Below are 16,630 nucleotides of genomic sequence, written 5' to 3' on the forward strand. Positions count from 1 at the left end.
TCACCGGGTGGACGCCGCTCGCGCGACCGCCACCGCGAGGGCGGCGAGCGCCACGGCGAGCCCGACCAGGCCGGCACCCAGGGCGCCCGCCGCGGCCGCGATGGCCCCGACCAGCAGCGGGCCGCCCGCGTCGCCGACCTCCCGGCCGACCTCCGCTGCGCCCATCGTCTGCCCGAGGCGCTCGGCCGGGGTGGTGGCGGCGAGGTGCGCGAACGCGATCGGGGTCGCCAGCCCGGTGCCGACCCCGACGAGGACGGCGGCCACGAGGAGCCCGGCGGCACCCGGGAGGAACGCACCACCGGCCATGCCCGCCGCGGCGAGGGCGAGGCCGGTGGCCATCCCGGGCCCGTCGGCGATCCGGCCGTTGTCGCGGGCCCGTCCGGCGCGGGGCTGCACCAGCGCGGCGGTGGCGGCGAGCACGGACACGGCGGCGCCGGTGACCAGCGGCCCCAGCCCGTCCCTCGCACCCGCGACGGGCAGGAAGCCGACACCCACCGCCAGCGCGGCCGTCGCACCGGCGAGCGCGAGCGTCGGCCGCACGAACCCGCTGGTGCTGAGCCGGCGGACGAGGTCGAGCACGGTCTGCCGGGCGCGGGGGAGCGGCGGTACCGCGGGGACCGCCAGCACGGCCCACGCGGCGACGGCAACCGCGAGCGCCGCGAGCGTGCTGAACAGCAGCGAGTAGCCGCCCAGTGTGATCAGGACGCCGCCGAGGACGGGGCCGAGCGTGTAGCCGACTCCCTTCCAGGCCCCGTAGCCGCCGTACGCCCGGCCGTGCCCCTTCTGCGGCGTGAGGCGGGCGACCATCGCGCCCGCGGCAGGGGAGAACGCCGCCGCGGCCGCGCCCTGACCGAACCGGGCCACGCCGACCAGCGCCGGGTTGCCCGCGAGCACGAACGCGGCGGACGCCGCGGCGAACGCCAGCAGCCCGCCGAGCAGGACCGGACGCGGCCCGATCCGGTCGGCGAGCGCGCCGAAGAGCGGTTTGAGGACGATCTCCGCGCCGTCGTAGACCGCGAGCAGGATGCCGAGGGTGAGCAGCGAGGCGTGCTCGGCCTCGGTGTAGCCGCCGAGGCTGGCGGCGATGCTGTGGGCGCCGAACGCGGTGACGAAGCCCGCCGCGTACAGCGGGAGCAGCCGGCTCCCCGTCGCGGTGGTGGGCTCCCCGTGGGGGTCGCTGCTCATCAGTGCCTCCGAGTCCGGCTCTCTGACGCTCGCAAGCTGCGATCCTCGCAGGGCCCCCGGGTGCTGCGAGGACCTCGACCGGCGCGCGCCTGATCGTGCCGCTACTCGAGGGCCGGGGTCACCTCCCGGTGCCGTACATCTCGCCGATGATCGTCCTGGCCATCTCGGCCGCGGGGTCGCGGCCGTCGGGCGACGGCGCCAGCGATGTCCAGACCACGACCGTGGTCCTGCGTTCCGGGTCGTGCCCGGCGAACGTGTTGAACCCGGGCAGTTCGCCGGTGTGCCCGTAGAACGGCCCGAACCTGGCCAGCGCGAGGCCATAGCCCGGGGCGTCGGGAGCGGCGGGATCGAGCGGTCGGACGCTGTCCAACCGGGCCTCCTGCATGGCCGGGCTGAGCAGTCCGCCGCCGACCAGCGTCTCGACGTAGCGGGTGAGGTCGTCGGCCGTCGAGATGCCCGCGCCTGCGGCCCACGCCCATGACGGGTTGGAGTTGGTGACGTCGAGGGGGGCCAGCGTGCCCCCGCGGGCCGCCGCCTGCTTCTCGGGGGACAGCACGTTCGACTCGACCGTCTCGACGTTGGTGCCGTAGGCGTAGCCCTGCGGGTGCGGGTCGGGCAGCACGGCGGACGTGGCCGGGAAGGACGAGCCGGCCATGCCCAGCCGGTCGAGGATGCGCCGCTGGATCTCGGTCCCGAGCGGATTGCCGGTGAGCTGCTCGACGATCCGGCCCAGGAGCGCGGTGTTGGTGTTGGAGTAGAAGAAGCCGTCGCCCGGCGGGAACTCCGGGGGCATCGCGAGCCCGATCGAGATCACCTCCTCCGGCGCGTAGACCTTCGCGGGTTCGGTGTCCATGGTGCGGCTCAGCTCGGGTGACGTCGTGTAGTTGCCGAGCCCGCTGCGCATCGTGAGCAGCTGTTCGATCGTGATGTTCCGGCCGTTCGGCACGTCGGGTCGGTAGGTCGCGACGGGGTCGTTCAACCGGAGCACGCCCTCGTCGACCAGCTGGAGCACCACCGTGCCGGTCCAGGTCTTGGTGACGCTGCCGATGCGGACGTGATCGCCGACCTGCACCGGCTCGGTTCCGCGGAACGTCCGGGTGCCGATCGTGGTCGTCCAGTCGCCGAGCTCTGGCGAGCGCACCTGGACGACCGCACCCGTGACCAGCATGTCCTTTGCGAGCTGCTCCAGTTCCGGCTGCAGTGCCTCGGCGTAGGCGGGCACCTGCGGGGCGGCGGGAGGCGGCGCAGCGGCCCGTTCCGCGCACGCCGCCACGCCCAGGAGCGCGGCGGCGGCCAGGGCGGCCGCGGCTCGCCGAGGGCGGATGCGCGAGATCATGGCCATGGCGTGCTCCCCACCGGCGCGGCCCCCCGCCGTCTGTGCCGGCGGACGCTAGACCTGCTCCGGCTGCCGGGATACCGACGAACGGACCCTTACTGCCCCGCGGAGCCGGTCGGACCTTGGTGGGTCAGTGCGCCACGGCGAGCCCGAAGGGAACCGGACCGAGCGCCTGCACCAGCGGCCGGACGAGCAGCACGAAGGCCTCCGTCACCCGGGCCGTGGCGAGACCGCCCAGGTCGATGACCCACTCGGGGCGCCAGCCCAGGTCGGCGAGCAACGCCGCGACGAGCCGCCTGGCCGCTGCGTCGTCACCCGAGAGGAACGCCGAGGGCGGCGTCGCGAGCGCCCCGGGTGCGGCCATCGCCGATGCCGGGCCGATCGTGTTGAGGGTCTTCACCACCCGGGTGTCCGGCAGCGCCAGCTGGAGCTCCTCGGCCAGGCTCGACGCGGGGTAGCGCAGCGCGGTGGCGAAACCGTCGGGTCCCTGTTCCACGGCGTTGGCGACGTCGACGAGCACGGCGCCGGCCAGCTGTGGGGCGAGCGGCCGCAGCAGGTCGATCGACTCGCTGCCCGGCGTGGCGTTGACGACGACGTCGGCGTGCGCCACCGCATCGGCCATGCCGGTGAGTGGTACGGGGGCGCTCCAGTCCGCGGCACGGCGGTGCGGGTCGCGCGACCCGGCCGTGACGGCGTGCCCGGCGCGGGCCAGCGCGGTGGCGAGCGTGGTGCCGACGCTGCCGGTGCCGATGACGGCGATCGTGGCTCTCATGGTCGCGACGCTATGGCGGGCGGTAGAACTGACGGGAGTAGGCACTTCGAAGATCCCATGGCACCGGGAGGAGCCTTCGTGACCACGCGAACGGCCGCCGAGCGGCAGGAGGCGCGCCGGGTCGAGCACCGCGCGGCCGTGGCGGCCTGCCCGGCCCAGGAGGTGCTCGGCAGGCTCGGCGACAAGTGGGTGCCGCTCGTCCTGAGGGCGCTGGGCGACGGGCCCCGGCGCCACGGCGACCTGGCCCGCGCCGTGCCCGGCGCCCGGCAGAAGGTGCTCACCCAGACGCTGCGCGGGCTGGAGCGCGACGGGCTGGTCACGCGAACGGTCATCCCGGGCGTGCCGGTGCGGGTGGACTACGCCCTCACCCCGCTCGGCCGGAGCCTGCTCGACGTGGTGGACACGGTGTCGCGGTGGGCCGACGAGCACGTCCCGGCCATGGACGAGGCGCGCCGCGGCTACGACGGGGCGGGGTGAGCACGGGCCGGGCTAGTGGTGCCGCGGCGGCGGGACGTCCAGCGCGGGGCTGCGGTCGAAGAAGCCGGCGGGTTGGAGCAGGAACCCGACGTGCTGCACCGGCATCACCGGCCAGTCCTCCAGCCGGGCGACGTGGTGGGAGCCGAACGTGTACCAGACCACGACGTCGCCGTCCGTCACGTCGCGGTCGGCCGCGGTCCAGCGGGGGAGGCCGTCGCCGCCCGAATGCTGGTTGGGGTAGTCGCCCGCGGCGTGCCGCTCGTCCTCGGCGTACGGGGTGACCCAGAGGTGGTGGGTCATGAAGCCGGCGCGGTGCAGCACGCTGGCCTCCGGCCGCACGAACGGCACCACGGTGCCGTGCGGCTTGAGGGCGTACGCCGTGGGCTCGCCCACCGCGTTGCGGGCCTCGCTGCTGCGCACCTCCCAGTACCGGGCCCGGTCCAGGCTCGCCCGACGTCGCGCGCCGAGCTCGGTGTCGAGGCGGGTGGCGACGGTGCGGAAGCCGTTGCCGAGCGGGTTGTCCGGGCCGGCGGGGTCGGTGACGGTGTCGATCTCGTAGACCGAGTTGGCGGTGCCGTCGACGTCGAGGTCGAGCCGCACGTTGAACACGTGCTGGTGGATCGGGGCGTAGAGCCCGTCGGTGTTGAGCAGCTGACCGTGCGTGGGCGTGGTGCCCGGTGGCACCGCGCCGGTGGACATGATCCCGGTGAGCTTGACGTCGAACTCGATCGACCCGTCCTGGTAGAGGTACCAGAAGAAGCCGTACTCGTAGTTGCCGACGGTGGCGATGAACGACACGACGAGCCGCCTGCCGCGGCGCACCTCGGCCTTCCCGGTGCGGAAGTCGGTGTGCTTCCACAGCAGGCCGTGGTCCTCCTCGTGCAGGCACACGGCGTTGGGAACGGTGAACGGGTTGCCGTCGCCGTCGGCGAGGACGGCGTCGAAGTAGCGGATCTCGCCGAGGCAGTCGCAGCCGAGCTCGAGCGGGTTGGCGAGGGTGCCGATGTTGTACTCGCCCGCGTCGAACGCGTTCTTCCGGCGGTGGGTGGGCGCCGGGTCGCCGTACGGCACCACCATCTCCGACAGCGAGGCGCGGTGCAGGACCGGCCGCTCGCGGTCGCCGTCGCGGTAGCGCAGGGTGTGCAGGACGAGCCCCTCGCGCGGGGTGAACCCGATCCGGAACCGCCACCTCTGCCAGCGCACCTCGTGCCCGTCCACGTCGAAGGACGTGCCCTCCGGCTGGGTGATCGAGATCGGCTTCAGGTCGGTGCGGGGCGTCACGTCGGCAGCGGTGTAGTTGCCGGGCTGCTGCGGGACCGGCACGACGCCGTGGTCCTCGAGCTTCACGACGCGGCCGGCGAGCGTGTCGACGTAGACGACGAGGTTCTCGACGGGGTGGGCGTACCCGTTGTCGTCCGGGCCTCCGATCTTGACCCAGAGGAGGGCGCGGACCAGCCGGCCCGCCTCCTCGTCCCCGTAGTGGCCGGCCGACCAGGGATCGACCATCACGCCGTCGAACTCGGTGATCCCGCGCGCCCGCAGCGCGTCCTGCACCCCCGGATCGGACCTGACGGTCTCCTCGCAGGCGAAGAACTCCTCGAGGAGCACCTGCGGCTGCACGCCGGGCACGTGCTCCCAACGGGTGACGGTGGAGTCGGACAGCGAGACGGTGGCCTCGAACGTGCGCCCGTCGGCCCGGTCGAGCACGATCGCGGCGGCTTCCCGCGGCACTGCCGCGCCGTCGGACTCGAACGCGAGAACGGCGCCCTTCGCCGGTTCCCGCAGCACGAGCGACACGAACCGGCGGCTGGTGCCGAGGTGGCCGGCGTCGCGCAGCACGGCGGCCGCCGCGCTGATCTCCGCGGCCGAGAGCGGCTCCAGCGGGTGCGTGACGGTGGTGGACGGGCGCTCCCCGGTAGTGGTCACCGAACCTCCTTCGAGCGGGATGCGCTTCCCACTCTCGTCGGCGCCACCCGGTCGCACCAACCGCTGATCGGTGAGCGGGAACCTGCAGCTCGGGGCGTAACGAACCGGCGTCGGGCACGGAGTCAACCAGGCGTCCGCGGTGATCCCCCCGGCCGCGGGCGCGTCTGGCCGGGGTTCGCTCCGGCCGGCGGCAGCACCCGCCCTGCCCGGGCGGGTGCTGTTCGCTGCCCGGAGGAACAGGGGGAGGTGGGGGCTGTCAGCCGAGGATGCGCTGGCGCGCGGCGCGGCGGGTGGCGTCCCTGCGCTCGATGATCGCCGTGCAGAGGAGGCACGGCTGGCCGTCCGGCTCCACCATGGGGGCCGCGGCGACCATGTGACCGCACAGCGCCTGGTAGTGGCCGTCGCTGCGCCGGGCCGCTGCCGCGAGCTCGGCGTCGGGCACCTCGTGGGCGCGGGAGTCGACGGAGCAGGTGACGGTGATCGTATCGGCGGCGAACCGACCAGGTAGATCGCCACTGCTCATGGATAGGAGTGTCCCCAGTCCGCCTTGCGGATGCAAGCGCGTCTGCAAGTACATTCGGCGCGTACATCCGTGACGACCATCGGGAAGGCGCATATGCAGCAGATCGAGGACACCGGCATCGCGGCGGAGCAGCTGGGGGCCGTCGCGTGGCGGAAGAGCAGCGCCAGCAACCCGAGCGGTGACTGCATCGAGGTGGCCGCCCTGGACAGCGGCGCCGTCGCGGTGCGCAACTCCCGTGACCCCCACGGCCCCGCGCTCGTGTACACGCGGGCCGAGATCGCGGCCTTCATCCAGGGCGCCAAGGACGGCGAGTTCGACGATCTGACCGCCTGAACCGTCACATGATCGGTGTCAGGGCCGAGCGGGACGGTCCTGCCACCGCGAGGTCACGGCTTGCGGCCGATCCCGGCCGCGTAGAGCGTGCGCACCGGGCTCTCGACCTGCGTGTGCTCGTCGGGCCGCCACTCGTTCGCGTACACCAGGCCCGGCTCGACGAGTTCCAGCCCGTCGAAGTAGGCGCGGATCTCCGTCCACGTGCGGAAGCGGCCCGAACCGAGGCCACCGTGCAGGAACGCGCGCTCGAGCGCGTCGGCGCGCGACTCGTCGTCGTCGAGGAAGTGCGACAGGAGCAGGTGGCTGCCGGGGGAGAGCCGTTCGCGGACGGCGGCCACGAGGCCGGCGGGATCGTCGTCGTCGGACAGGTGGTGCACCACACCGGAGAGCAGCACCGCGAACGGCGCGTCGAGGTCGAGCAGCCCCAGGTCGGCGACCTTCTCGAACAGTGGTCCGGGCCGGCGCAGGTCGGCGGAGACCACGTCGGAGTGCTCGTCCCTGGCGAGGATCGCCCGAGCATGCGCCAGCACGACGGGGTCGTTGTCGACGTAGACGATCCGCACGCCCGCGTCCACGGCGTGGGCCACCTCGTTGACGTTGCCGTCGCTCGGCAGCCCGGAACCGATGTCGACGAGCTGCCGGATGCCCGCATCGCGCACCAGGTAGCGGACCCCGCGCCGCAGGAAGCAGCGGTTGTCCTTCGCGATCTCCGCGACCTCGGGGACGACGTTCCGCATCGCGTCGGCGGCCCGCCGGTCGACCTCGAGGTACTCCCTGCCACCGAGCAGGTAGTCGTACACGCGGGCGATGGAGGCGCGCGAGAAGTCGACGTCCGACGGCCCGGGCGGCTGCTCGTCCACCGCTCCTCCTCGTCGCCGCCGTCCCGATGCGCGGCCGACAGTAACGCGTTCCACCAGGGCCCGGAAAGTGTGACCGATGGTCACACCGGTGATCCATCGCCGCGTGCGCATCTCGTGGTCGTAGGGTCGTGGGCGTGGATGTTGCCGCCTTGCTGACCGACGCGTTCTCCCGGATCGGGGAGGAGGTGCACGGCGCCGCAGACGGGCTCTCCGCGGAGCAGCTCGCCCACCGCATCGACGCCGAGGCCAACTCGATCGGGTGGCTGATCTGGCACCTGTCCCGCGTGCAGGACGACCACGTGGCCGGGGTGGCCGGCAGCGAGCAGGTCTGGACCACCCAGGGCTGGGCGGACCGGTTCGGCCTGCCCTTTCCGGTAGGGGCGATCGGCTACGGGCACTCCTCGGACGACGTCGCGCAGGTGCGGGTGGACTCGCCGGAGCTGCTCACCGGCTACTACGACGCCGTAGCTGCGCGCACGCTCGAGTACGTCGGTGGCCTCACCGACGACGATCTGGACCGGGTGGTGGACGAGGCGTGGGACCCGCCCGTCACGCTCGGCGTCCGGCTGGTGAGCGTGATCGACGACTGCGCCCAGCACGCCGGCCAGGCTGCGTTCGTGCGGGGGATCGTGGAGCGCCGCTGACCATTCCGACGAACGGCGCGTTCGTCGGATAGGTTCCGACGAAGGCCCCGTTCGTCGGAAAGGTTGGCCTCGCCGAGCGGCTCAGGACAGCAGGCCGGGCAGCCACGTCGCCAGCTGCGGGAAGGCGATCATGGTCACGAGCAGGAGACCTTCGATCGCGACGTACGGGGCGATGCCGCGGAAGATGTCGGCGAGGTCGAGCTCCGGCACCACGGACTTCATCGTGTAGAGGTTCAGCCCCACCGGGGGCGTGATCACGGCGATCTCCAGGTTCACCACGAGCAGCACGCCGAACCACAGCGGGTCGTAGCCCAGCTCCTCGATGGCGGGCACCAGGATCGGCGTGACGACGAGCAGCAGCGACGCCGCGTCGACCAGGCACCCGAGCAGGACCAGCACGAGCATGATCCCGACCATGATCACGGTCGGCGGGACGTCGAGGCCCACGATGAACTCGGTGAACGCGTCCGGCACGCGGGCGAGCACGAGCATCTGGGTGAACACGAAGGCGGCGCCGACGATCGCGAGGACGGCGGCCGTCACCTGGGCCGTCGAGACGAAGATCCGCTTGAGGTTGGTCCGGCCGAGCTTGTGGTAGATCGCCCCGGTGACGGCGAACGCGGCGAGCGCGCCCACCGCGGCGGCTTCGGTGGGCGTCGCGATCCCGGTGTAGATCGAGCCGAGCACCAGCAGGATCAGCAGCAGGGCGGGCGAGATGCGCCCGATCGCGACGAGCCGCTCGCGCCAGGTGAACCGGTCGGGGTCGACGGGGGCGTTCTCCGGGGCCAGCTTCGCGCGCACCACGACGTAGACGATCATCATGGCGGCGAGCAGCAGGCCCGGCAGGAGACCGCCTGCGAACAGGTCGGCCACGCTCTCGCCCGTGATGGACGAGTAGAGGATGAACATCAGGCTCGGCGGGATCAGCATCGCGAGCGCGCCGGACGCGGCCACGGCACCACTGGCGAACGCGGGCTTGTACCCGCGGTCGAGCATCTCCGGCACGGCCATCCGGCCGATCACGGCGACCGAGGAGATGCTCACCCCGGACATCGCCCCGAACACCGTGGACGCGCCCACCGCCGAGGCGCCCAGGCCGCCCGGCACCCGGTTGAACCAGCGGTGCGCGGCGGCGAACAGGTCCCGTCCCAGCCCGCTCACGGCGAGCGCCTCGCCGAGCAGGATGTAGAGCGGCGCGGCCACCAGCGCGTACTCCTGCAGCTGCGACACCAGCGCGAGCGGCACGAGCTCGACGGCGGTGAACCCGCCGAGGCCGAGCAGCCCGGCCACGCCCGCGACGCCGAGCGCCACGAAGATCGGCGTGCGCAGCGCGATCAGCACCAGCAGCAGGACGACCGCGGAGGTGACGATCAACCCGTCCATCACGCGACCCCCTGCGGCTCGGCGGGCTCCTCGTCGGGCGCCGGCACCGGTGGCGCTGCCGGGAACAGCACGGCGACCAGCACGAGGAAGGCCCCGGACAGGGTCAGCACGGCGTCCGGCACCCAGAGCGGGATGTTGAAGGTGCCCGCCCCGATGAGCCCGCCGGCGTACGCCACGGCCATCGAGCGGAAGCCGGCGACCGCGATGACCAGCCCGAGGAACGCGGTCGCGACGGTGGTGACGACGTCGGCGGCCCTGCGCGCCCGGTCGGGCAGGGCGCGGTGCAGGAGGTCCATCGAGATGTGGTGGCCCGTGGCGTACAGGTGCGGCACCGCGAGCATGGTGGCGACCAGCACGCCCGTGGAGTTGAGCGGGTAGGCCCAGTCGGTGGGGGCGGCGAACAGGTAGCGCGCCAGCACGTCGTAGGTGATCGTGAGCATCATCAGCCCGACGACGACCATCGCCACGACGGCCATCGCCCACGTGCAGGCCAGCACGCCACGGCGTACTCGGGTCACGACTCCTCCTACGCCTCGTTGATCAGCGCGACCGCCCGGTCGGCCACTCCCGGGTCGCCGATCAGGTGCTCCCACCGCCCGTACACCGGCTCGACGGCCGCCCGGAACGCCGCCAGCTCCGCGCCGTCCGGTTCCACGAGCTCGACGCCGCCCTCGAGGACCTGCGCCAGGTAGTCGCCCTCGTGCACGCCGACCATCACCTCGGTGCCGTCCCGGTAGAGCGCGCGGCCCGCTTCGTCGAGTGCAGCCCGCAGCTCGGGCGGCTGGGCCGCGTACCAGTCGCTGCGGCAGTACGCGTCGACGGTGTAGGCGCCGAAGTGGGCGCGCGTGCCGTAGCGGACGATCTCCTGCAGGTCCCGCGACACGACCGTGCCGAGGTAGCTCATCAGCCCGTCGATGGTGCCGCGTTCCAGCGCCTCGAACACCTCCGACGAGCCCATGAACACCGGCGCACCGCCCAGCGCCTTGACGGTCTCGCCCTCGATCTCGCCGGCCACGCGGATCCGCAGGCCGCGCACGTCCTCGGGCCGCAGGACCGGCCTGCCGATCGTCCAGATGTACTCGAACGTGCACGGCATCCCGCCGAGCAGCCGCACGCCCTGTGCGGCGAGCTGCTCGTTGACCAGCGTGAACAGCGGCCCGTCCGGGTTGATCGCCCGGCGCTGCCTCGCGTAGTCCTCCGCCCCGAACGGCAGCTCCATCGCTCCGAGGATCGGGAAGCTCGACGACACGTACGAGCTGGTCTGGAACATCACGTCGGCCACCCCGAGCAGGAGACCCGGGAGCAGCTGCTCGGCCCCGAGCAGGGTGCCGGCGTCGTACATGTCGCAGGTCAGGCGCCCGCCGCTCGTTGTGGCGAGGGTGTCCATGAAGGTCTGGATGCCGGGGTAGAGGTCGTCGTAGGACTTGGGGACGTAGGTGGCGGTGGTGATGGGCGCGGTCGCGCCGCCGCTGCGACCGCAGCCCGCCAGCCCGGCCACCCCCAGCCCGGCGGCCGCCAGGAACGCCCGCCGGCCGATGGCTCCGCGCGCGAGCTGGGGCCCTCGCAGATCCCCCGGACCCGGCGAGGACACGCTCCGGCGCGCGTAGCCACCCATGGCGACAACCTCCGTGATGGCGATCATCGCTGTCAAGCCCAGACATCTGATGTGCGTGAGCCAGGTCTCCCGCTGTCCTTCCGATGGCGGGCGGATGAACCCGCCCAGGGATCGGGGAAACAACGTGTGAACGGAATCTGACAACATTCGGAGCATATGACACTTCCGGGGTCCCGTCCTCGATCCGGCCTTCCCGTCGGCTTAGGGTGAGCGCGCACCGACAACGGAGGACCTCTCCCCACATGGCCACCGCAACCTCCCTGCCGGATGCCCCGGTCCGGCAGACCGGGGCGCACCGGGCGCCGCGTTCCCGGCCCCGGCCCCGATACCGCAACCGGCTGCGGAACTGGCTGATTTTCGCCGTGCTCGCCGGACCGAACATCGCATTGCTCGTCGTGTTCACCTACCGGCCGCTGCTGCAGTCGTTCTACCTGTCGACGCTGCAGTGGAACCTCGGCTCGCCCACCGCCTTCCCGGTCGGCCTCGCCAACTACGCCGACTTCTTCGCCGACCCGGGCACCCCGCGCATGCTCGCCGTCACGGCGATCTTCACGCTCGCCACGGTGGGCGGCGGCATGGTGCTCGGCCTGCTGCTCGCGGTGCTGCTGAACCGGAAACTGCACTTCCGGGGCGTGGCCCGCACCATCGTCGTGGCCCCGTACGTCCTGTCCGGCGTCGCGGTCGGGCTGCTGTGGCTGTTCGTGTTCGACCCCAACTTCGGGGTGCTGTCGGCCCTGCTGCACACCGTCGGGATCGGCTCGCCCGACTGGTACACCGCCCCCCACTGGGCCCTGGTGATGGTCATCATCGTGTACCTCTGGAAGAACGTCGGGTACGTGGCGCTCATCTATCTCGCCGGATTGCAGGCGGTGCCCCGGGATCTGCTCGAAGCGGCCTCCCTGGACGGCGCCTCGCCGCTGCGGTCGTTCGTTTCCGTGGTGCTCCCATTGCTCGGTCCCACCACGTTCTTCCTCGGCATCACCACATTGCTGACCTCATTGCAGTCCTTCGACATCATTCGGGCCATGACGAACGGCGGCCCGCTCGAGGGAACCACCACGATGATGTACTCGATATACCTCGAGGGATTCGCGGGCGGGCGCGCCGGCTATTCGTCGGCGATCGCCACGATCCTGTTCCTCGTGCTCTTCGCCGTCACGGTGGTGCAGCTCAGGTTCGTGGAGCGGAAGGTCCACTACACATGATCGTGGACGCCCGCCCGCGGGCCGCACGGCCGGCCGTCGGCGGCTACCTCACGATGGCGCTCGCCGTCGCGGTCATGGTGCTGCCGCTGGTCTGGATGGCGCTGGCCAGCTTCAAGGACATGGACGAGCTCTACCGGCTGCCGATCCAGTGGCTCCCGGAGTCGCTCGCCCCCACCAACTACGTGACGGCGACGCAGACCGTCCCCTTCGGCATGTTCTTCGTGAACAGCGCGGTCACCACGGTGCTCGGCGCCGGGCTGAAGATGCTGCTCGGGCTCATGACCGCCTACGCGCTGGTGTTCGTGGACATCCCGTTCCGCAGGTTCTTCTTCTACGTCGTGGTGTGCGCGCTGCTCGTGCCGCAGCAGATCGTGCTCATCCCGAACTACGCGCTCGTGGCCGAGCTCGGCTGGCTCAACACCTACCAGGGGATGATCGTCCCGGGGCTCGCGAGCGCGTTCGGCACGTTCCTGTTCCGGCAGCACTTCCTCACCCTGCCCCGCTCCATCCTCGAGGCGGCCGAGCTGGACGGCGCAGGCCACCTGCAGCGGCTGTGGCGGTTCGTCGTGCCGCTCTCCGGGCCCACGATCGCCGCCGTCGGGCTCGTCTCGATCGTCACCGAGTGGAACGACTACCTCTGGCCGCTCCTGGTGATCGACCGGCCGGAGATGATGACGCTCCCGGTCGGGCTGACCCTGCTGATGAACTTCGACGGCGTCCCCGACTGGGGCGTGATCATGGCCGGCACCGTCCTGGTGACCGTGCCGGTCCTCGCCGTCTTCTTCCTCCTCCAGCGCCGGATCGTCGCCGGGCTGGTCACCGGCGCCGTCACCGGCTGAACCCCCTCGCAGAGAGGCTGTACATGACCACACCCGAACTCTCCCGGCGCGGGCTGCTGCGCCTCGGCGCCCTGCTGGGCGGCACCGCAGCCCTGGCGGCGTGCGGGGGACCGAGCCTCTCCGAAGGGGGCGGCGCGGCCCAGGCCGACATCGACTGGTCGGGGGTGCGGCCTGCGGACCGGATCACCTGGTGGAGCAACCACCCGGGCACCTCGATCGAGCTCGAGCAGGAGTACATCCGCCGGTTCCAGGCCCAGAACCCGGGGATCACCGTCAACCTGGTCACGGCGGGCAAGAACTACGACGAGGTCGCGCAGCGGTTCCAGGCGGCCGCCGGCACCGACAACGCGCCGGACCTCGTGGGCGCCAGCGACGTCTGGTGGTTCCGCTACATGATCAACGGCCAGATCATCCCGCTCGAGGGGCTGGCGCAGCACCTGCAGATCGACACGGCCGACTTCAACCGCACCCTGTACGACGACTACGCGTTCGACGGCAAGCACTGGGCGCTGCCGTACGCCCGGTCCACGCCGCTCTTCTACTACAACCGCGACGTCTGGCAGCGCGCCGGCCTGCCCGACCGGGCCCCGGAGACCTGGGACGAGTTCGAGCAGTGGGCGCCCGCGCTCGCGCAGGTCGTCGGCCGGCCGCCGCTCGGCCTCGGAACCGCCACCTCGTGGGGCGCCTGGTGGTTCTACAACTTCATGTGGGGCCGGGGCGGGGCGTACTCGCAGGAGTGGACGCTCACGCTCGACAAGCCGGAGACCCTGGACGCGGGGGAGTACGTCCGCGCCCTGGTCCACGACAAGAAGATCGCGGCCCCGACCCAGGGCGGCGACGACGGGTACGTCGCCGACTTCTCGGCGGGTGTCACCGCATGCACGATGGCCTCCACCGGCTCGCTGCGCGGCATCCTGCAGCAGGCGAAGTTCCAGGTCGGGACCGGCTTCCTGCCCAAGGGCCCGGCCGGGCCCGCCTGCCCGACCGGCGGCACCGGGGTGGCCATCGCGTCGTCCAGGACGCCGGAGCAGCAGCTCGCGGCCGGCATGTTCCTGAAGTTCCTCACCGAGCCCGCGCAGACGGCGCACTTCTCGGCGGGCACCGGCTACATGCCGGTGCGCACGTCGGCCGTGGAGAGCCCGGAGATGGCGGCCGTGTTCGCCAGCACACCGCAGGCCCGCACCGCCGTCGACCAGCTCGCCACCACGCGGGTGCAGGACTGGGCGCGCACGTTCGTCCCGTCCGGCGACCAGTACCTCACCACCGCCATCCAGAAGATCGTCCTGCAGAACGAGAACCCGGCCACCGCGTTCTCCGCCGCCGCTGCGGAGATCAAGACCTCGTACGAGCAGAACGTTGCGCGCTACATCTAGGGCGGTCCCGAGCGACCGGCTCCCCGAGGCCCTACGCCCACATCCGGATCACATCCGCACCATCGCGCACCGCGGCGACTCGTCGTCCGCACCGGAGAACACGATCGCGGCGTTCGACGCCGCGGTCGCCGCCGGGAGCGATCTCATCGAGATCGACGTGCGGATCACGGCCGACGGCGTGCCCGTGATCATCCACGACGGGTCGGCGCTGCGCACCACCGGCATCGACGCCGACGTGGCACTGACCAGCTCGGAAGCGCTCGCGGCCGCCGACGCAGGCAGCTGGTTCTCGCCCGCGTTCGCCGGTGCCCGGGTGCCGACGCTCGCCGAGGTCGCCGAGTGGGGAGCGGCGCACCCGGACATCGGGTGGCTCGTCGAGCTCAAGGGGCCGTGGACCGCTGCCCAGCTGGCCGGGCCGGTCGACGCGATCCGGCGCCACGGGCTGTCCGGCCGCACGATCCTGCAGGGCTTCGAGACGCAGACGGTCGCCGCGGCCCGGGACGTCGCCCCCGACCTGCCGCGAGCGCTGCTCGTGTACGGCTCGGTGCACTTCGACGAGCTGACCGGCCGCCTGGAGGAGCTCGGGGCGGCCGGCTGCAACCCGACCGGCCAGCTGCCCATCGAGATGCCCGGCCTCGCGGTCCGGCTGCGTGAGGCGGGCTACAGCGTGTACCCGTGGACGCTCGACGAGCCGGACGAGTGGGGCGCCGCGGGTGTCGCCGGGGTGGACGGGGTCATCACCAACCGGCCCGGGCGCTTCCGCAACTGGCTCGCACTGCGGTGGTCCCCAGGGGCGCCGGCGTTGGCGTCCTGACCGGGGGCGAGTAGGCGTAGCGGCGACCCGCGGCGCGGGCGGCACCGGGCACCGGTGAGGATCGGCGCGTGAGCTCCACCGATCGCCACGCGCGGCGCTCCGCCCGGCACCGCCGACTCGACGACGACGACGTCCGGACGGGGCACGGCCACGGTCACGGGCACCCGCCCGCGCCGCCCACCGACCGCCGGGTGCGGATGCTGATCGCGGCGCTGCTGGTGCCGTGCGCGCTGGCGACGGCGGTGGGTCTCGTGCTGCTGTACCCGTTCGGCGAATCGGCGCCCGCCGACGACGTCACCGCGGTGCGCGTCGACGGCCACGTCACCACCGCCACGGAGACGGCCTGCAGCGACGATCCGAACGCGCAGAGTTGCCTCGCGCTCACCGTCGCGATCGCCGAAGGACCGCTGGCCGGGCAGAGCGTCGTGACCGAGGTGTCGATCGTCCGGGGCGAGGCGCCGTTCGGGGCCGGGGACGACGTCGTCCTCTCCGTACCGGAGGACGAGCTGACCGAACCGGCGGCCTACGCGGTGGTCGACTTCCAGCGCAACACCCCGCTGCTGGTACTGGCCCTGCTCTTCGCGGCTGCCGTCTTCGGGCTCGGCGGCAGACGTGGCCTCGCGGCGCTCGCGGCGCTCGCGCTCACCGCGACGACGCTGATCGCCTTCGTGCTGCCCGCGATCCTGGCCGGTCGCGACCCGCTCGCGGTCGCCGTCGTCGGCTGTTGCGCGATCATGTTCGGAGCGCTCTACCTCACCCACGGCATCTCGGCACGGACCTCGACCGCCGTGCTGGGCACGCTGGCGAGCCTGGTGCTGATCGGGCTGCTCGGCACCGCGTTCGCCGAGCTCGCCCAGCTCACCGGCGCCGACGAGGACACCGCCAACCTCGCCGCCGCGCTCGGGACGGGCGTCGACGGCCGGGGGCTCGTACTGGCCGGCCTGATGATCGGCGCACTCGGGGCGCTCGACGACGTCACCGTGACCCAGACCTCGGCGGTCTGGGAGCTGCGGCAGGCCGACCCCGGCCTGCGCAGCACCGCGCTGTTCCGCGCCGCCATGCGGATCGGGCGCGACCACGTGGCGTCGGCGGTGAACACGCTCGTGCTCGCCTACGCCGGAACCACGCTCCCGCTGCTACTGGTGTTCTCGGCCAACCAGCGTGGGCTCGGCGACGTCCTGACCACGCAGGTCATCGCGACCGAGGTGGTGCGCACCCTGGTGGGGAGCATCGGCCTGGTCGCATCCGTCCCGGTCACCACGGCCGTCGCGGTGGCGGTTGCCACCCGCGGCAGGAGGCCGGTGGGGAAAGGCTGATCCGGGCCGTCCCCCGGTCGACGCTCCTA

The 16,630-nt window shown here is 72.5% G+C and carries 17 protein-coding genes; 8 read left to right on the forward strand and 9 right to left on the reverse strand.

The window, feature by feature from the left end; all coding sequences use genetic code 11:
• From FB388_RS08995 to FB388_RS09005, 3 genes are all read right to left on the reverse strand, one after another.
• Positions 1-1,185 (reverse strand): MFS transporter, encoded by a 1,185-nt coding sequence (locus tag FB388_RS08995; RefSeq protein WP_142099338.1) that lies wholly within the window; start codon positions 1,183-1,185, stop codon positions 1-3.
• A gap of 118 nt (positions 1,186-1,303) precedes the next feature.
• Positions 1,304-2,527 carry a serine hydrolase domain-containing protein gene (locus FB388_RS09000; protein WP_211361827.1) on the reverse strand — a complete coding sequence of 408 codons (1,224 nt, stop codon included), beginning with the start codon at positions 2,525-2,527 and terminating at the stop codon, positions 1,304-1,306.
• A gap of 124 nt (positions 2,528-2,651) precedes the next feature.
• Positions 2,652-3,293: an NADPH-dependent F420 reductase gene (locus FB388_RS09005; protein WP_142099340.1), complete on the reverse strand. Its 642-nt coding sequence runs from the start codon at positions 3,291-3,293 to the stop codon at positions 2,652-2,654.
• 78 nt (positions 3,294-3,371) lie between these two features.
• Between FB388_RS09005 and FB388_RS09010 the strand changes: the two genes are divergently transcribed.
• Entirely contained in the window at positions 3,372-3,770 is a 399-nt protein-coding gene (locus tag FB388_RS09010; protein WP_142099342.1) for a winged helix-turn-helix transcriptional regulator, read from the forward strand.
• A gap of 12 nt (positions 3,771-3,782) precedes the next feature.
• Here FB388_RS09010 and FB388_RS09015 read toward each other — a convergent pair whose 3' ends face one another.
• Both FB388_RS09015 and FB388_RS09020 read right to left on the reverse strand, forming a co-directional pair.
• Complete coding sequence (locus FB388_RS09015) at positions 3,783-5,696, reverse strand: primary-amine oxidase (protein ID WP_142099343.1); 1,914 nt, start codon at positions 5,694-5,696, stop codon at positions 3,783-3,785.
• Positions 5,697-5,952: 256 nt separating this feature from the next.
• Entirely contained in the window at positions 5,953-6,219 is a 267-nt protein-coding gene (locus tag FB388_RS09020; protein WP_142099345.1) for a hypothetical protein, read from the reverse strand.
• A gap of 93 nt (positions 6,220-6,312) precedes the next feature.
• Here FB388_RS09020 and FB388_RS09025 point away from each other — a divergent pair, with 93 nt between their 5' ends.
• Positions 6,313-6,552: a DUF397 domain-containing protein gene (locus FB388_RS09025; RefSeq protein WP_170225535.1), complete on the forward strand. Its 240-nt coding sequence runs from the start codon at positions 6,313-6,315 to the stop codon at positions 6,550-6,552.
• Positions 6,553-6,605: 53 nt separating this feature from the next.
• On the opposite strand, the gene FB388_RS09030 is transcribed toward FB388_RS09025, so the two are convergent.
• Positions 6,606-7,412: an SAM-dependent methyltransferase gene (locus FB388_RS09030; protein WP_246121765.1), complete on the reverse strand. Its 807-nt coding sequence runs from the start codon at positions 7,410-7,412 to the stop codon at positions 6,606-6,608.
• 134 nt (positions 7,413-7,546) lie between these two features.
• Here FB388_RS09030 and FB388_RS09035 point away from each other — a divergent pair, with 134 nt between their 5' ends.
• Complete coding sequence (locus tag FB388_RS09035; protein WP_142099349.1) at positions 7,547-8,056, forward strand: mycothiol transferase; 510 nt, start codon at positions 7,547-7,549, stop codon at positions 8,054-8,056.
• Between the two features lie 81 nt (positions 8,057-8,137).
• On the opposite strand, the gene FB388_RS09040 is transcribed toward FB388_RS09035, so the two are convergent.
• Genes FB388_RS09040 through FB388_RS09050 form a run of 3 tightly spaced genes read right to left on the reverse strand, consistent with a single transcriptional unit; the run spans position 8,138 to position 11,054 of the window.
• Entirely contained in the window at positions 8,138-9,439 is a 1,302-nt protein-coding gene (locus FB388_RS09040; protein WP_211361828.1) for a TRAP transporter large permease, read from the reverse strand.
• On the reverse strand, positions 9,439-9,957 hold the full coding sequence (locus FB388_RS09045; protein ID WP_142099353.1) for a TRAP transporter small permease: 519 nt from the start codon (positions 9,955-9,957) through the stop codon (positions 9,439-9,441). Before FB388_RS09045 ends, FB388_RS09040 begins: the two co-directional genes overlap by 1 nt.
• Before the next feature lie 8 nt (positions 9,958-9,965).
• A complete protein-coding gene (locus FB388_RS09050; RefSeq protein WP_170225536.1) occupies positions 9,966-11,054 on the reverse strand; it encodes a TRAP transporter substrate-binding protein in 1,089 nt (362 codons plus the stop codon).
• A gap of 242 nt (positions 11,055-11,296) precedes the next feature.
• On the opposite strand from FB388_RS09050, the gene FB388_RS09055 reads away from it, so the two are divergent.
• The 5 genes from FB388_RS09055 (at position 11,297) to FB388_RS09075 (ending at position 16,601) form a co-directional block, all read left to right on the forward strand.
• Complete coding sequence (locus FB388_RS09055) at positions 11,297-12,259, forward strand: carbohydrate ABC transporter permease (protein ID WP_142099357.1); 963 nt, start codon at positions 11,297-11,299, stop codon at positions 12,257-12,259.
• Positions 12,256-13,098, forward strand: a complete 843-nt coding sequence (locus FB388_RS09060; RefSeq protein ID WP_142099359.1) for a carbohydrate ABC transporter permease — start codon at positions 12,256-12,258, stop codon at positions 13,096-13,098. The genes FB388_RS09055 and FB388_RS09060 overlap by 4 nt, the downstream gene beginning before the upstream one ends.
• A gap of 23 nt (positions 13,099-13,121) precedes the next feature.
• The gene (locus FB388_RS09065) at positions 13,122-14,471 is read left to right on the forward strand and encodes an ABC transporter substrate-binding protein (protein WP_142099361.1); all 1,350 of its coding nucleotides are present in this window, start codon (positions 13,122-13,124) and stop codon (positions 14,469-14,471) included.
• Positions 14,455-15,285, forward strand: coding sequence for a glycerophosphodiester phosphodiesterase (locus tag FB388_RS09070; RefSeq protein ID WP_170225537.1), 831 nt, complete (start codon positions 14,455-14,457; stop codon positions 15,283-15,285). The genes FB388_RS09065 and FB388_RS09070 overlap by 17 nt, the downstream gene beginning before the upstream one ends.
• Positions 15,286-15,353: 68 nt before the next feature.
• Positions 15,354-16,601: a YibE/F family protein gene (locus FB388_RS09075; RefSeq protein WP_246121768.1), complete on the forward strand. Its 1,248-nt coding sequence runs from the start codon at positions 15,354-15,356 to the stop codon at positions 16,599-16,601.
• Positions 16,602-16,630: the final 29 nt, after the last annotated feature.

This window comes from Pseudonocardia cypriaca (assembly GCF_006717045.1).
Classification (GTDB): domain Bacteria; phylum Actinomycetota; class Actinomycetes; order Mycobacteriales; family Pseudonocardiaceae; genus Pseudonocardia; species Pseudonocardia cypriaca.

What these genes read in the sequence shown, in the direction of transcription:
- FB388_RS09060 (WP_142099359.1), top strand. Translation starts at nt 12,256, where the DNA reads ATGATCGTGGACGCCCGCCCGCGGGCCGCACGGCCGGCCGTCGGCGGC.
- FB388_RS09065 (WP_142099361.1), top strand. Translation starts at nt 13,122, where the DNA reads ATGACCACACCCGAACTCTCCCGGCGCGGGCTGCTGCGCCTCGGCGCC.
- FB388_RS09050 (WP_170225536.1), bottom strand. Translation starts at nt 11,054, where the DNA reads ATGGGTGGCTACGCGCGCCGGAGCGTGTCCTCGCCGGGTCCGGGGGAT.
- FB388_RS09025 (WP_170225535.1), top strand. Translation starts at nt 6,313, where the DNA reads ATGCAGCAGATCGAGGACACCGGCATCGCGGCGGAGCAGCTGGGGGCC.
- FB388_RS09000 (WP_211361827.1), bottom strand. Translation starts at nt 2,527, where the DNA reads ATGGCCATGATCTCGCGCATCCGCCCTCGGCGAGCCGCGGCCGCCCTG.
- FB388_RS09005 (WP_142099340.1), bottom strand. Translation starts at nt 3,293, where the DNA reads ATGAGAGCCACGATCGCCGTCATCGGCACCGGCAGCGTCGGCACCACG.
- FB388_RS09040 (WP_211361828.1), bottom strand. Translation starts at nt 9,439, where the DNA reads ATGGACGGGTTGATCGTCACCTCCGCGGTCGTCCTGCTGCTGGTGCTG.
- FB388_RS09020 (WP_142099345.1), bottom strand. Translation starts at nt 6,219, where the DNA reads ATGAGCAGTGGCGATCTACCTGGTCGGTTCGCCGCCGATACGATCACC.
- FB388_RS09055 (WP_142099357.1), top strand. Translation starts at nt 11,297, where the DNA reads ATGGCCACCGCAACCTCCCTGCCGGATGCCCCGGTCCGGCAGACCGGG.
- FB388_RS08995 (WP_142099338.1), bottom strand. Translation starts at nt 1,185, where the DNA reads ATGAGCAGCGACCCCCACGGGGAGCCCACCACCGCGACGGGGAGCCGG.